Source organism: Pseudoalteromonas sp. SCSIO 43088 (genome assembly GCF_023650795.1).
Lineage (GTDB): Bacteria > Pseudomonadota > Gammaproteobacteria > Enterobacterales > Alteromonadaceae > Pseudoalteromonas > Pseudoalteromonas shioyasakiensis.
Genome location: NZ_CP072675.1, coordinates 2,761,436 through 2,775,788 on the forward strand (window position 1 = coordinate 2,761,436; position 14,353 = coordinate 2,775,788).

A 14,353-nucleotide genomic window follows, 5' to 3' on the forward strand; every position below is an offset into this window, starting at 1 on the left:
TGTAGGTCGTCATTTATGGCGACACATGTTTTATCACTCATACGTGACGGGCTAAAGCCCGACTTACAGCCGCATTAATTGAGGAATCGCGCGAAATAAATTTCACGCCTACGCGGGGTTAAACCGCTGCTACATCATGCTCGCAACTTTACTCTTTCCTCTAGAAACTCGCTAACTTGTTGGGTTTCGCTCCGCTCTAACCTACGTCACGTAGGTTGTCATTTATGACGACACATGTTTTATCACTCATACTTGACGGGCTAAAGCCCGACCTACAGCCGCATTAATTCAGGGAATCGCGCGAAATAAATTTCACGCCTACGCGAGCCTCAAGCTTGCTAACTTTACTCTTTCCCCTAGAAACTCGCTAACTTGTTGGGTTTCACTCCGTTCTACCCTACATCATGTAGGTCGTCATTTATGGCGACACATAACCGCTAACATTGACGGGCTAAAGCCCGACCTACGACTTACACGTAGATTTAAGAAACATCGCGCGAAATAAATTTCACGCCTACGCGGGGTTAAACCGCTGCTACATCATGCTCGCAACTTTACTCTTTCCCCTAGAAACTCGCTAACTTGTTGGGTTTCGCTCCGCTCTACCCAACCTACGTTATTACTCACAAGACGTTGTGAGGGGCTCGTTTGTCGTTACACTCGCTATATGCCACTGGCCGTCATTAAAACTCACCTTTGCGACATCACTTACAGCAAAGTCGCCAGGTACATTTAACCGCGTTAAGTTGCTCGCTAACTGCTGCTGGCAATATGGGCCGGTATCGCCATGCATTACAAGTACAGGCTTATTGGTCTGCTTTGCGAAGTCGCTGATGGCATCTCGGTATATTTTAAATGCATCACAATCGCTACGCTGTGATTCGCTGCAAGCGGGCTTACTGGTCGGGTGGTAAATATCAGCCTGAAAGCCAAACACATAGGCCTTAGCATCTTGCTGAACAAGCCCTTGTTTTAACCAAGTTAAGTTGTACTTATCACGCTTGTCGGCGGCATCTAGTGCCGCGTTTTTATCACTTTTTAAAATTTGTGAGCGACCATTAAAAGTGCCCGGTATATGCAAAGTGCGAAACTCAATACCATCAAACTGCCAGCGAGCATTTTCTAGCATTTCAGCTTGGGTTGCATAACCCTGAAGTTGCTGTGCTTTTTTTGTATAATCATCGTCAAACATCAAGCCTTTAACAAAGCTTAGCCGTTCAAGTTCATCAAAGCGCACCGATAGCTTTTCTCGGTCGCAATCGGTCCATTCATTATCACCTGGCGTGTAAATAAAAGGCTGCGGGGTCAAAGACATTAATAACGCTTTATTACTTTGCAAAAGTTTATTCGTGCAAGCAAGCGCTCCCGATTTCATGTCACCAAGATGCATTAAAAAGCCATGAGGTGTTGCTGCGATTGCCTTGGTAATTTTTCCGTCTTTGGCGAGATTGATTTCATCAATCGGGGTGTATGGCATATCGCCCATAACTAAAAAAGTATTTGTGGTCATTGCTAGCGCTAATGACATTGAACTAACAAACATACAGCTTACACCTTTAAAATACACATACCTTAAGCTCTCACAATGACAACTAAATGAAAACCAACTACAGAAGATTTTTTCTATCAATGTTAAACTGCCGCCAGCAAATTAAGTGAGCCCACAAATGACTTTAAGTACAACTTACAAATTAGATAAACCGTATTATTACGAATGCTTTGATGAGTCTTTACCTTATTCATCACAAGCTAAGCCTAAATACCCGCTATTGGTATTATTAATAACCTTAGGCTTATTAGCTTTTTATCAATTAGATAATCATTATTTAGGCAGCTTTATGATTATGCTTGCCGTGGTTGAGTGCTTATCGTTTTACTACAAACGCCCATGGTGGGTCGCAAGACAAATGATGAGTCGTGCATCGGGTAGCGAAGTGACTGTCGTATTTGATGATGAAGGCGTTAAAGCCGAAAACCCGCATAAAAGCTATCAATTAAGCTGGCAACAAATTAGTGAAATTATTGAAACTGAGCGAGGTTATATTTTAAAGGCTCAGCGCGGTATGCAATATATTTCTAAACAAGCGCTAAATGATGAAATAACAGCTGAACTAAATAAAAGAGCCACTCAGTGAGTGGCTCTTAAAAATATCTGTCGCTGATTAAACGTTGCCCGGATTTGGGTTAGATTTCTCTGCTTGGATTCGCATGTAGATTTCTTCACGATGTACTGATACATCTTTAGGTGCATTTACACCAATGCGAACTTGATTTCCTTTAACACCAAGAACAGTAACTGTTACTTCGTCACCGATCATAAGGGTTTCACCTACTCTACGAGTTAGTATTAACATTCTCTTGCTCCCATGTTCCAAAAAATTAAAAGATTCCGCGTCAAAAACATTCTAATGAAATATAGACTTAAAAGTAAGTAAAAACTCTAGATCTTATTCATTTTCAGTTAAAAAAACTTTGTGCAGCGCACGTACAGCCAGTTCTAAATACTTTTCGTCAATTAAAACTGATATCTTTATTTCTGATGTCGATACAAGCATCACTTTGATGTTTTCATCGGCAAGGGCATTAAAAAATAAACTTGCCACACCAGAGTGAGATTTCATCCCTACACCTACTGCAGACACCTTGGCAACATTGCTGATCCCTTTAATAGATTCTGCGCTGATACCATCTTGGTTACTGGTCAAAATTTCAAGCGCTTGCTCAAAATCATTCGTGTGCACAGTAAAAGCATAGTCTATTTTTTCAAAGTTATGATTAACTTGATTAATCATATCTATTTCGATGCCGAATTCTGCAAAAAGTTTCAAAATTTTTGCAAGGTTTTCCGTTCCTTGGTGCACACCATTAACGTAAATCAGACTTTCGTCACGATTAAAGGCGATACCCGACACAATGTTTGCTTGCACATCCGGCTCCTCAAAACTGATCAAGGTCCCTTGATCCGGGTTAAAACTCGATAACACTCTGAGCGGTATATTATACTTTCCTGCGGCTTCGACACTACGAATATGTAGCACCTTAGCCCCAAGGCTGGCCATTTCGAGCATTTCTTCGAAGGTGACATGGCTCATACGTCGCGCATTTGGTTCAATACGCGGGTCGGTCGTGTATACCCCATCAACATCGGTGTAAATTTGACATTCATCGGCATTGATAGCGCCAGCAATCTCAACCGCAGAGGTATCAGTACCACCGCGACCAAGCGTGGTGATATTGCCTTCAATATCACGGCCCTGAAAGCCCGCTATAATGGCAATACGGTTATGTTCAAGTTCATGCTTAAGACGAGTCGCCGCAATCTCTTCAATGCGCGCTTTACCAAACATATTATCAGTGCGAATGTTGACCTGATCAGCAAGTAAGCTTACCGCTGAGTGGCCACGTTTGATGATAGCCATTGCCAGCAGAGAGACCGACACCTGCTCACCTGTGGTTAACAATACATCAAGCTCACGAGCACTAGGGCGAGAATCGATTTGTTTAGCGAGTTTAATTAGACGGTTAGTTTCTCCCGACATAGCCGAGAGTACCACCACAACTTGATGGCCTTGTTGCTTGGTTTTTACAACAAGGTCGGCGACTGCCTCAATTCGCTCTATTGAGCCAACTGAGGTGCCACCGAATTTTTGGACGATAAGTGCCACTAGTAGTTAAGAACGCTCAGATAACCAACTAGTTACACTTTCTAAGGCTGCAGCTAGGTTCTCAGGCTGAGTACCACCTGCTTGTGCCATATCAGGACGACCACCGCCCTTACCGCCTACTTGTGCAGCCATGTGATTTACAAGCTCACCGGCTTTCACTTTACCTGTTAGGTCTTTAGTTACACCTGCAATTAGGCTTACTTTGTCACCATTAGCTACGCCAAGGGCAATAACACCTGAGCCAATTTTCGTTTTCAGGTCATCAACCATGCCACGTAGTGCTTTAGACTCAGTACCTGCAACATCAGCAACCAGTAGTTTAATACCGTTCACTTCAACAACAGAGTCAAGTAACGATGCACCAGCCGCACTTGCTAGCTTGTCGTTAAGCTGTGCAATTTGCTTCTCAAGGCCTTTTGATTTCTCAAGTAACGCCGTTACTTTTTCAAGTACTGTGCTGCTATCACCTTTTACTAGTGCTGCAACATCGTTTAGTTGTTGCTCTTGCTCACTTACATAAGCAACCGCTTCAGCACCTGTTACCGCTTCAATACGGCGGATGCCGGCTGCGATACCGCTTTCTGATACGATTTTAAATAAACCTATATCACCTGCACGCTTAACGTGAGTACCACCACATAGCTCGATTGAGTAGTCACCAATGGTTACTACGCGAACTTCGTCGTCGTATTTTTCACCGAATAATGCCATTGCACCTTTTGCTTTAGCATCTTCGATAGCCATTAGCTCAGTTTCAAGAGCAAAGTTACGACGAATTTCATCGTTCACTGCGCGCTCGATTTGGCGTAATTCGTCTTTTGTTACCGCTTCAAAGTGAGAGAAGTCAAAACGTAAACGCTCAGGGTCAACAAGTGAACCTTTTTGATTTACGTGCTCACCTAAAATTTGACGTAACGTTTCATGTAAAATGTGTGTTGCAGTGTGGTTTTTCTTGATGCTATCGCGACGTGCTGCATCAATTGTTGCCTCTGCTTTATCGTTTGTACCAATACGGCCTTGTACACGACCATGGTGTGCAAATGCATTACCAAGTTTCGTGGTGTTAGTCACTACAAACTCACCGCCAGCAACTTTTAACACACCTGTGTCACCAACCTGACCGCCTGATTCAGCGTAGAACGGTGTACGGTCTAAGATTGCGATACCGTCTTGACCATCTTCAAGTACAGAAACCGATTGACCTTCAGAGAAAAGTTCAACCACAGTACCTGTGTAATGTTCTGCATCGTAACCTTTAAAGTCTGTGTGTTTTTCAGACTTAAGTTGTTGGTTGTAATCAGCACCAAACTTACCAGCTTGCTGTGCTTGCTTACGCTGAACAGCCATACACTCTTGGAAGCCGTGCTCATCAATCGTCATGAAACGCTCACGCGCCACGTCTGCCGTTAAGTCTGCTGGGAAACCGTAAGTATCGTAAAGTTTGAATACTAAGTCACCTGGGATCACATCACCTTCGATGTCAGTTAGGCTTTCTTCTAAAATAGCCAGACCACGCTCAAGTGTTTTACCAAACTGCTCTTCTTCGATACGCAGTACTTTTTCAATAATTTCTTGTTGCTTAGCAAGCTCTGGGTACGCTTGACCCATTTGCTCAATTAGTGCAGCAACTAGCTTGTAGAAGAATGCACCTTTAGCGCCTAGCTTGTTACCGTGACGAACTGCACGACGAATAATACGACGTAGTACATAACCACGGCCTTCGTTTGATGGCATAACGCCGTCAGACACTAAGAACGCACACGAACGAATGTGGTCAGCCACAACGCGTAACGATTTATCATCTAAATCTTGTGCGTTTGTTACTTTAGCCGCAGCAGCAATAAGTGCTTGGAATAAATCGATTTCGTAGTTTGAGTGCACGCCTTGTAAAATTGCAGAGATACGCTCAAGACCCATACCTGTATCAACAGACTGCTTAGGAAGCGGCTCCATTGTACCGTCGGCATGGCGGTTATACTGCATAAATACTAGGTTCCAGATCTCGATGAAACGGTCACCGTCTTCTTCAGGTGAACCTGGAGGACCACCCCAAATTTCTTCACCGTGATCGTAAAAGATTTCAGAACATGGACCACAAGGACCTGTATCACCCATTGACCAGAAGTTATCGCTGGTTGCAATGCGAATAATACGGTCTTCACTTAGACCCACTTCTTCATGCCAAATATTGAAGGCTTCTTCATCATCGTGATAAATGGTAACAAGTAGCTTTTCTTGAGGTAGTTTTACAACATCAGTTAAAAACTCCCAAGCAAACTTGATTGCGTCTTGCTTGAAGTAATCGCCAAAGCTGAAGTTACCTAACATTTCGAAGAATGTATGGTGTCGTGCAGTGTAACCTACGTTTTCAAGGTCGTTATGTTTACCACCGGCACGCACACAACGTTGTGAGCTGGTTGCACGTGAATAAGGGCGGCTTTCCGCACCTAAAAATACATCTTTAAATTGCACCATACCGGCGTTATTGAATAATAACGTGGCATCGTTACCCGGGATCAGCGAGCTTGAAGGAACAATTTGGTGTTGTTTAGAGGCAAAAAAGTCTAAGAACTGTTGCCTGATCTGTGCGGTAGTCATATGCTGCATGTGAAAGTCTCACCCGTTTATTGCTGTGCTTGCATTGCAAAATCAATTTGTTCGTAATTAAAGCCTCGATACATCAAGTAGCGTACGCGTTTCGCTCTTTCTTTCTGGTCGAGTTCTTTACCTGAATTTGAAAACTTCTTTAAATATGCGTCCTTTGCGAGTTCGAACCAATCGACTTCGAACTCCTCGAGCGTCTTATCTAATAGTGCTCGGTCTATCCCTTTTGCCATTGCTTCGCTCTGAATGCGTTTTGCACCATGATACTTAGCTAAATGGCGGCGTACAAACCCTTCGCAATAGCGCTGTTCGTTAATAAAGTTGTGTGATTCACACCAATCTAACAAGCGCTCTGTGAACTCGGGCGTCGCCTCTTTTTGCTGTAACTTTCTTGTTAAATCCCGACGCGAATAATCTTGTCGAGACAATAACCAAAGTACGTAATTTTTTAACTTTTGTTCTTTATCATCCATTACGCGTCAAAGCGTCCTGATTGTGACGGCGCTTCAGGTGCTTTTGTTTGGTCATCACCTTTTGGCACAACCGGCATAAAAATAGCCTGAAAAGACACGAAGAAGCTAATGTAACAAATTGGCATTAAAACCAATAGAGGAATAAACGATAAAGGAATACAGATCACCATTAAAACAGCGCAAATTAGGCCATAAACACTCAATGGCGCCATATTATGGTAAAACACCATGAATGAGGTTTTTAAAACCTGAAACATATTGCTTTGTTTTTGAAAATAAACCAAAGGCACTGCATAGGCAAAAGCAGTTAAATACACACAGATCGCCACTAAGAATACCGCAACTTGCCCCATTGAAATGGTTGCCAATAAATCTGCAATATGTGATTGGTTTTGTGGATCGAAAGTCTGACTCGAAATAACTGCGTAGGCATCTGCAAAAATGAAATTAGACAATAAGGCCAATAAAATACCTGCCGCCATCTGATACACGGCAACGCGCACTAAACCTATACGGTTTCCCTTATTACTAAACGGCTTAAAAATATCAGCCTGACTGACAGTCCCGCCTTGCTGCTTTGTTAACACAGCTTGATAAAAACCCGCCATCAAAAATGGCGTTACAAACGCACCAACAACTTGCAGTAAAGGTAGTAGCAATGCCAAAAAGCTAATTATCACGATTAGCAGATGCATTAAAATAAAAGTCAAAGGTTGCAGCTTAAAGATTTCCCATCCAGCTTTGAACCATTTAACGCCCGCATCAGCTTTAAAAATACGTACTTCGATCGACATAGTTTCTCATTCAATAACGACAAAACGCACCGAGTATAACTGGGTGCGCTACTTGTTTATAGTCACCTGTAGTGAAATTTACTCAGGCTTTTTAATTTTTTTAATATCAAGCATGTGCGAGCCATGTTTGATTTTCGTTTCGAGGTAAGCTCGGTTACCTACCACACCCGCTTTAATGTGCGCATGAGTGCCAACCACTGAATCAACTTCAATACCTGCATCACGCAGTGCTTTAAGCTTATTTGGGTTGTTAGTCATTAGCTTAACGTGCTTTTGATTGAGCGCTTCAAGCATTAATACCGCGTCTGAAAAGTCACGTAAATCATCAGCAAAACCCAAGTGGTTATTCGCTTCGTACGTATTCATACCTTGCGACTGTAATACGTAAGCATCAATTTTATTGTATAAACCAATGCCACGGCCCTCTTGGCGTAAATACAGTAAAATACCGCCTTGTTGGTGCATCATCTCGATACACTCATTTAATTGCTCACCACAATCACAACGTGATGAATGGAATACATCGCCCGTTAAACACTCTGAATGCATACGAATTAAAGGGATATCTTGCTCTGTGTCTGCTTGATTAAACACTAAAGCAACATGTTCTTGGCCATCATTTAAGCCACTGAAAGATACGATTTCTGCAGGGATATCACTGTTTTTGCCAACATTCAGCTGGACTCTTGCTCTTACTTGCGCCACGACAAATCCAAATTAAAAAATAAATGCGATACTGCAAATGTGATTACAACAGCTTGAAGGTTGTAAGGATGCAACATACGACGAGTGATAACTAATATTGAGGCAGTTACCAGCAATTCAAGTATTATACACTCAAACCACCCCAAGATACGAGCCTTGCGCCTCGCTTTAGTGGCGCTAACAAAACTCCTTAAAAGCTTTGCTTTTTATAACTAGGCTATTGAATTACAATAAGTTACTAAACAAACCTCTGCAGATATTCGAAAAAATAGATTAGTTTAATCTCAATAAACCGCTAAGCCTTTATCAACCACCTATCAAAATAATAAAAATAACAGTGTAATGATGGGTCTCAGCGCTGATTAATAACGTACTAAAAGCGCTAGATAAACAATTATGAAGAATAACCAAAAAGTGATGCTTGAAGCTTAAATTGCTCTGCTAACTCATCAATTATAACCCTTTGACTAAGCTTTAAATATCTTGAGCGTGGCCAAACAACATTGATTGGCATAACCGCACCTGAAAAGGTATCTAAAACACTAGTTAGTCTATTACTATCTAGCTGCTCTTGAATAAGCCATGTAGGTAATTGTGCAACACCTAAACCATTAAGTGCGGCATCTAGCATCGCATCTCCATCACTGAGCATATATCTGGCATTGATGAGCTGGTTAAATGACTGCTTTTTACTATCTTTGAACAACCATGTTGGCTGCGAAGAGCGCTTACTGCCAATAATACAATCATGAGTGAGCAAATCGGCAGGAGTGTCTGGCACACCATGTTGGTCAAAATAACCTTGACTACCACACACTGTTAATTTTTGATAACCCAACAATTTTGCTACCAGATCGGCATCATCTTCTAATGTGCCGATACGTACCACCAAATCAACATTTTCATTTATTAAATTGATACGACTTTCACTAAAGTGAACCGCAAGCTCTAGTTTAGGATACTTATTTGCTAGTTTAGAAAGTATTGGCATTACATACTTACGGCCGAATGCCGCAGGTAAGTGAAGCTTTACTTGCCCCGAAACATTATGGCTACCGGCAGTGACAGCTTGCTCTAGGCTATCTATTTCAGCCAGTATTTTTACCCAGCCTTCAAAATAATGCTGCCCTTCTGGGGTTGCCATAACTTTACGAGTTGTTCGATGCAGTAGCTTTGTACCTAACTTACTTTCAAGCCTAGTAACAGTTTTACCAACAGCGGAGCCTGTTAAACCTAACCGATTACCAGCTGCTGTGAATGTACCCATGCGTAGTGTTTCAACAAACTCTCGAATACCAAAGAAAGGGCTATCTTCTGGTTTCATTATGGAATCCCAGGACAGAATAAATGGAATATTAGCTAGGTTATCATTTAAAAAGAAGATAATAAAATAGTGTTCACTTATTCAGCAATAGAGAAACATGATGAGCGAACGCAAACTTCTCGATTTACTCGAAAAAGAAGAGATCCGAACTCTTCGATTAAACTACAGTCAGCTTTTAGACTCTGGTCAAATTCATAAAATGGAAGAAGTATTTACTAGCGACGCACGAGTCGAAGTAACAGTGGGAGAAATGAATGGAATTGAACAGATAAAGCAAGGATTAAAAAATGCTTATAATGAATTCGATACCCACAATAGAAAGCACTTCCCTTTTGTTCATGCCGTAATGAACCATCAAATAGTGCTAACAGATAAAACGACAGCACAGGGGGAGTGCTATCTAATTGACTTTGTTACAAGTAGGGAGCAAAGCGAATCTCCGCTTTTATTGGTGGGCCGATACTTAGACCGCTATGAAAAAGTCGACGGTCAATGGCGCATTAGCCACTCTAAACTTGATGTTGTCTGGCCAGCGAATTCGGGAGATCAGTAACATGAATAATCTACCAACTAGCTTTACAAATGTATTTGCCGACAACAAATTAACGCTGGGATTGCTCACTCCCCTTGAAGCTTACCCTAGCAGCCCTTTCCCTACCCTCAATGCTGATATAGCAACGGCTAAGCAAGCTGAACAAGCAGGTATTGCCAGTATTTGGTTTAGGGATGTGCCTTTTTATGATCCTAATTTTGGTGATGCTGCGCAGATGCTTGATCCATTCACTTACGCAGGTTTCATTGCTGCACATACAAATACAATTACTTTAGGCACCGCAGGGGCAGTTTTACCATTACGCGATCCTATCATGGTTGCCAAACAAGCAGCCTCAGTTGATCATCTAAGTAATGGTCGTTTTGTGTTAGGAGTTTCAACCGGAGACAGGCCAGTTGAATACCCGGCTTTTGGTGTCGATTTTAACGCGCGTGCTGAGCGCTACAGAGAGTCAGTTGAAATTATCAAAACATTACACCAACAAAGCTTTCCTAAACACATTAGCCAATATTACGGTGAGCTTGATGGTTCACTTGACCTTTATCCAAAACCAGTAAACCAGCAAATACCCTTTATGGCCGTTGGTCGTTCTAGGCAATCATTTGAGTGGTTGGCTAATAATGTTAATGCTTGGATTTGGGCTGTTGATAATGAACAAGCCATCAGTGAAATCATTAACAACCTATCAATTGCAAGCAATAGCAACACAAGCCCACATTACGGCTATGCGACATTTTTTGATTTAGATAAAAACCCTGACGCCCCGTACCAGCGTTTTTATAACGTTGTACGAATTGGTCGAAATGCCCTTATTGAGCGACTTTTAAAACACAGAGAGCTTGGCGTAAAACACATTGCGCTAAACTTAAAACCTTCTCGAAGGGCTGCCCAAGATGTAATTGATGAATTGGGTAACTTTGTTATTCCTGCTCTTGAAGAAGAACAAAAAGAGCCTGCTGTATGAGTACTCAAGAACAGCTCGAAAACTTAATATCTCAGTTTAAAGATAGCTGGTTACGCTCGGATAAGCACTCGTTAGCAAAGCTGTTTAGCTCTGATATCGTTTTCAAAAGCCATCACCATGGCTCTATAAATGGGCAAAAGCATGTATCAACAACCTTAAGTGAAGATTTCAAAAACTATGCAACGAGTACTGAATTTACAAATACGTTTACTGCACACCAAAAAGATTTTGCCGCAGCAAGCAGCTACGCTTATGTAGATGTAAATCATGGGCAAAAACGCTTTTTATGTGGTTGTACGTTTATTTTTCATTTCGTTTATGAAAACCAGCAATGGCTTATTAACCACATTAAATTTCAGGTTAACTGGAATAAAGGACAACAATCCTTGCTTCCTAACTGGAACATGCTTCCTGGAGTTCAGGGCTGGCAGCTAGTTGATGGCGAACCAACAATTGTGAGTGAATTACACTCTCCATGGGCATTAATTCGTAAGTTTAAAGCCTCTGAGCCAAAGCAAGCTCTCATTGATCTCTATAACAAGTATGCATTTGCTGTTGATAATTGTGATATTAATTTACTTATTGATTGCTACAGCCAAGATATACATGGCAGCTTTCCTCCTTTAGGTGATTTATCTGGTAGAGAAAGTGTTATAGGGAGTTTAAAAAACTTTAGACTGCTTGCGCCATTTTGGCAGCACTTTGCAGAGTTGGTTAAAATGGAGATTAGCCAAGATAAAAAAACAGCTCGATTTATCATTGCCCGAATCATTCCCGAAAACCCCGTGAATGATGGCAATCAAAAAATCTATGCAGCTCACTATCAGTTAGCAGCAAGATTAGAGTCAGATAATTGTTGGCGACTTTACGAATCGCATTACATACCGGGTTGGTTTGATGAACAGAATTTGCCTGAGTTTATAATCTAACAATAAAGCGCTCAATGTGAGCGCTTTTTCATAAGTACCTGCGACCGGTTAAGCTTAATCACTGTTTTTGCTTAAATTAAAAACAGTGATACATTAAAAATTACTAGATACCTTGTACCTCATGATGATAATGATTATCATCAACGAGTATTAATCCCCTCTTCTCTGGGCAAAATAATAAGGAATATTATGAAAAAGAGCTCACTTGCCTTATGTGTTGCATTACTATTTAGTCAGCAAGGCATTGCCAATGAAACGACCACACAAGAATTTAACGACACCTACCGCGCTTATGTCGCTGCTGTAGAAAATAAGCAAGACAGTAGCGAGCTTGCTAAAAAAGCGTTTGAGCTTGGCAAAGAAATTTATGGTGAAAGCGCCGACAACACCGCCAATCTTGCTATTAACTATGCAAACAGCCTAGATAAAAGCGAACAAGAACAACGCCTTGAGTTATATCGCACAGCCTACGAAATACTCGAAAAAAACCACGGCAAGCTAAGTGTGCAAGTGTATGATTCATTAATCGGCATGGCAGAATCAACTCCCTCAGCTAAGCGCGCTGATACGTATCTTGATGATGTCATTGCCATTGCTGAAAAACAAAACTCAGACAAGCTTGTTGCTGATGCAAAAATGACCGCTGCTCGTATCCTTGCTTACAAAGGCACTGGCGAGCGCTATTACACAGCAAAGGAGTATCTTGAAGAAGCCGATAAGTACTACCAAGAAAACTTACCAAATAACGCTGTCGATCGTATTAGCGCAGACTTTTTAGTTGCCGCATTTGCAGAAAACCAACGTAAATACAGCACCGCTATTGAGCGATTGAATCACGTAGTTAGCGTATTTGATCAAGAGCTAGACTTTGATCATCAAACCGAATTAAACGCCCATTCGAAGTTGGTTCACTTATACGAAAAAACAGGTAAAAGCGACGAAGCAACCAAACATTGCTTAGCGATTGCAAAAATGGTGCCTTGGAAAGAAAGCCAAGAACAAGAGCCGTTGTACCGTGTGCCACCTAAATACCCGATGTCAAAAGCACAACGTATGGAAGACGGCATTGTCGTGATGGAATTTGAAGTAACCCCGACAGGCTTTGTAGACAACATAACTGTGGTTGACTCTGAAGGTGGTACTGCATTTGAAAGAGAAGCGGTAAAAGCAATGAAAAAATGGCGTTACGCGCCTAAGTTTGAAAATGGTCAAGCCATTGCTGCAACTTCTCGGGTGCAATTAGACTTTAAAATAAAAAGATAAATAACAGGGTCGCAATGCGACCCTTTTTTATAGCTTTTTAAGCAGGTTATCTGCTGCGTCCTCAATTAAGTCAAGGACCTTTTCGAAACCTTGATCGCCACCATAGTAGGGATCAGGGATCTCGCTCTCCCCTGCGTCACCATGACTTAAAAATAGCGACAACTTATATTGTAAGTGCTCTGGGCACTGGGCTTGTAAATCAGCAAGATTTTGCTTGTCGGCTGCGAGAATTAAGTCAAACTCATGAAAATCAGATTGAGTTACTGGTCGCGAATAGATGCCTTTAAAACTATAACCGCGCTTTTCGGCTGCTGCTTTTGAGCGCGAATCTGGTGGATTACCTTGGTGATAACCAATGGTGCCAGCAGAATCAACTTTGACATTGACACCCAGCGCCTTGGCACGACTACGAAGTACCGCTTCAGCAGTAGGTGAGCGGCAAATATTGCCTAAGCAAACAATCAAAACCTTTTTCATTATTCGTCCTTAAAATTGCTTTAAGATTGACTCATCATAACGTTCTGCATCAAGCGAGAGATTGTATTTTTCTGCAACACTATCAAGCTCTGCCTGCTTAATTGCCAACTCATCCATGGTAATAGTGTTGTCATCAAGCTGCCATAGCAAACGCGAACCCGCATAGCTGTATTGAATTGCTAATAAAGCATCTGCATTGCCCTCGCGCCCCGCTGCTTTTAACTTTGGCATTTTACGGGTGATTTTATTCAGCGCTTTTTTAAGCTCCCACACATAGACTATTTCAGTCATGTAATCATGATTGCGGTATTTATTAAGCACAAAGCCCACCAGCAAACTACACACAACAACACCTAATAGGTTCCAATGAAAATGGCTACCGCTTGGGTCAGGAAATAACGCTATTAACGTTTGTGAAATGGCTAAACTGCCAACGGCTAAAGCAATTACACAAGCAATAATTACTTGGTTTAAATGTTTACGGTAACGGGCTTTATCTATTTGAATAAGTTTCATAACAACCTAAAAAACTTGTGAAAAATAAAAAGTGAAAAAAATTTCACCCCTTTTTTATTTGCCAGCCGTTTTAGCTATGAAAGCAA

15 protein-coding genes are annotated in these 14,353 nt (G+C 41.6%); 5 read left to right on the plus strand and 10 right to left on the minus strand.

The genetic code is table 11. The annotated features are described in order from the left end of the window. Positions 1-619: 619 nt before the first annotated feature. Positions 620-1,543 carry a hypothetical protein gene (locus J8Z28_RS12735; RefSeq protein ID WP_250659553.1) on the minus strand — a complete coding sequence of 308 codons (924 nt, stop codon included), beginning with the start codon at positions 1,541-1,543 and terminating at the stop codon, positions 620-622. 124 nt (positions 1,544-1,667) lie between these two features. On the opposite strand from J8Z28_RS12735, the gene J8Z28_RS12740 reads away from it, so the two are divergent. Then, positions 1,668-2,135, plus strand: coding sequence for a YcxB family protein (locus tag J8Z28_RS12740; protein WP_130166576.1), 468 nt, complete (start codon positions 1,668-1,670; stop codon positions 2,133-2,135). A 27-nt stretch (positions 2,136-2,162) separates the two neighbouring features. Here the strand turns inward: J8Z28_RS12740 and csrA are convergent, their stop codons facing one another. From csrA to J8Z28_RS12775, 7 genes are all read right to left on the minus strand, one after another. Next, entirely contained in the window at positions 2,163-2,354 is a 192-nt protein-coding gene (gene csrA, locus J8Z28_RS12745) for a carbon storage regulator CsrA (protein WP_036970495.1), read from the minus strand. A 93-nt stretch (positions 2,355-2,447) separates the two neighbouring features. After that, a complete protein-coding gene (locus J8Z28_RS12750) occupies positions 2,448-3,665 on the minus strand; it encodes an aspartate kinase (protein WP_058585667.1) in 1,218 nt (405 codons plus the stop codon). A 6-nt stretch (positions 3,666-3,671) separates the two neighbouring features. Beyond that, positions 3,672-6,272, minus strand: a complete 2,601-nt coding sequence (gene alaS, locus J8Z28_RS12755; RefSeq protein WP_250659554.1) for an alanine--tRNA ligase — start codon at positions 6,270-6,272, stop codon at positions 3,672-3,674. A 17-nt stretch (positions 6,273-6,289) separates the two neighbouring features. Beyond that, positions 6,290-6,742: a regulatory protein RecX gene (locus tag J8Z28_RS12760; protein WP_250659555.1), complete on the minus strand. Its 453-nt coding sequence runs from the start codon at positions 6,740-6,742 to the stop codon at positions 6,290-6,292. Beyond that, positions 6,742-7,536, minus strand: coding sequence for a BPSS1780 family membrane protein (locus J8Z28_RS12765; protein WP_054560784.1), 795 nt, complete (start codon positions 7,534-7,536; stop codon positions 6,742-6,744). Before J8Z28_RS12765 ends, J8Z28_RS12760 begins: the two co-directional genes overlap by 1 nt. Before the next feature lie 78 nt (positions 7,537-7,614). After that, entirely contained in the window at positions 7,615-8,241 is a 627-nt protein-coding gene (locus J8Z28_RS12770) for a GTP cyclohydrolase II (protein WP_058585670.1), read from the minus strand. A 394-nt stretch (positions 8,242-8,635) separates the two neighbouring features. Continuing rightward, positions 8,636-9,565: a LysR family transcriptional regulator gene (locus J8Z28_RS12775; RefSeq protein ID WP_250659556.1), complete on the minus strand. Its 930-nt coding sequence runs from the start codon at positions 9,563-9,565 to the stop codon at positions 8,636-8,638. Positions 9,566-9,662: 97 nt separating this feature from the next. On the opposite strand from J8Z28_RS12775, the gene J8Z28_RS12780 reads away from it, so the two are divergent. The 4 genes from J8Z28_RS12780 (at position 9,663) to J8Z28_RS12795 (ending at position 13,274) form a co-directional block, all read left to right on the plus strand. Next, entirely contained in the window at positions 9,663-10,118 is a 456-nt protein-coding gene (locus J8Z28_RS12780; RefSeq protein WP_250659557.1) for a nuclear transport factor 2 family protein, read from the plus strand. A gap of 1 nt (position 10,119) precedes the next feature. Next, entirely contained in the window at positions 10,120-11,082 is a 963-nt protein-coding gene (locus J8Z28_RS12785) for a TIGR03571 family LLM class oxidoreductase (RefSeq protein ID WP_250659558.1), read from the plus strand. Further along, positions 11,079-12,011 (plus strand): nuclear transport factor 2 family protein, encoded by a 933-nt coding sequence (locus J8Z28_RS12790; protein WP_250659559.1) that lies wholly within the window; start codon positions 11,079-11,081, stop codon positions 12,009-12,011. Before J8Z28_RS12785 ends, J8Z28_RS12790 begins: the two co-directional genes overlap by 4 nt. A 189-nt stretch (positions 12,012-12,200) precedes the next feature. Further along, entirely contained in the window at positions 12,201-13,274 is a 1,074-nt protein-coding gene (locus tag J8Z28_RS12795) for an energy transducer TonB (RefSeq protein ID WP_250659560.1), read from the plus strand. 27 nt (positions 13,275-13,301) lie between these two features. Here the strand turns inward: J8Z28_RS12795 and J8Z28_RS12800 are convergent, their stop codons facing one another. Together J8Z28_RS12800 and J8Z28_RS12805 are read right to left on the minus strand one after the other, a co-directional pair. Further along, the gene (locus J8Z28_RS12800; protein ID WP_250659561.1) at positions 13,302-13,751 is read right to left on the minus strand and encodes a low molecular weight protein-tyrosine-phosphatase; all 450 of its coding nucleotides are present in this window, start codon (positions 13,749-13,751) and stop codon (positions 13,302-13,304) included. Between the two features lie 9 nt (positions 13,752-13,760). After that, a complete protein-coding gene (locus J8Z28_RS12805) occupies positions 13,761-14,267 on the minus strand; it encodes a DUF3087 domain-containing protein (protein ID WP_250659562.1) in 507 nt (168 codons plus the stop codon). Between the last annotated feature and the right edge of the window lie 86 nt (positions 14,268-14,353).

What these genes read in the sequence shown, in the direction of transcription:
- J8Z28_RS12735 (WP_250659553.1), bottom strand. Translation starts at nt 1,543, where the DNA reads ATGTTTGTTAGTTCAATGTCATTAGCGCTAGCAATGACCACAAATACT.
- J8Z28_RS12740 (WP_130166576.1), top strand. Translation starts at nt 1,668, where the DNA reads ATGACTTTAAGTACAACTTACAAATTAGATAAACCGTATTATTACGAA.
- csrA (WP_036970495.1), bottom strand. Translation starts at nt 2,354, where the DNA reads ATGTTAATACTAACTCGTAGAGTAGGTGAAACCCTTATGATCGGTGAC.
- alaS (WP_250659554.1), bottom strand. Translation starts at nt 6,272, where the DNA reads ATGCAGCATATGACTACCGCACAGATCAGGCAACAGTTCTTAGACTTT.
- J8Z28_RS12760 (WP_250659555.1), bottom strand. Translation starts at nt 6,742, where the DNA reads ATGGATGATAAAGAACAAAAGTTAAAAAATTACGTACTTTGGTTATTG.
- J8Z28_RS12765 (WP_054560784.1), bottom strand. Translation starts at nt 7,536, where the DNA reads ATGTCGATCGAAGTACGTATTTTTAAAGCTGATGCGGGCGTTAAATGG.
- J8Z28_RS12775 (WP_250659556.1), bottom strand. Translation starts at nt 9,565, where the DNA reads ATGAAACCAGAAGATAGCCCTTTCTTTGGTATTCGAGAGTTTGTTGAA.
- J8Z28_RS12780 (WP_250659557.1), top strand. Translation starts at nt 9,663, where the DNA reads ATGATGAGCGAACGCAAACTTCTCGATTTACTCGAAAAAGAAGAGATC.
- J8Z28_RS12785 (WP_250659558.1), top strand. Translation starts at nt 10,120, where the DNA reads ATGAATAATCTACCAACTAGCTTTACAAATGTATTTGCCGACAACAAA.
- J8Z28_RS12790 (WP_250659559.1), top strand. Translation starts at nt 11,079, where the DNA reads ATGAGTACTCAAGAACAGCTCGAAAACTTAATATCTCAGTTTAAAGAT.
- J8Z28_RS12795 (WP_250659560.1), top strand. Translation starts at nt 12,201, where the DNA reads ATGAAAAAGAGCTCACTTGCCTTATGTGTTGCATTACTATTTAGTCAG.
- J8Z28_RS12800 (WP_250659561.1), bottom strand. Translation starts at nt 13,751, where the DNA reads ATGAAAAAGGTTTTGATTGTTTGCTTAGGCAATATTTGCCGCTCACCT.
- J8Z28_RS12805 (WP_250659562.1), bottom strand. Translation starts at nt 14,267, where the DNA reads ATGAAACTTATTCAAATAGATAAAGCCCGTTACCGTAAACATTTAAAC.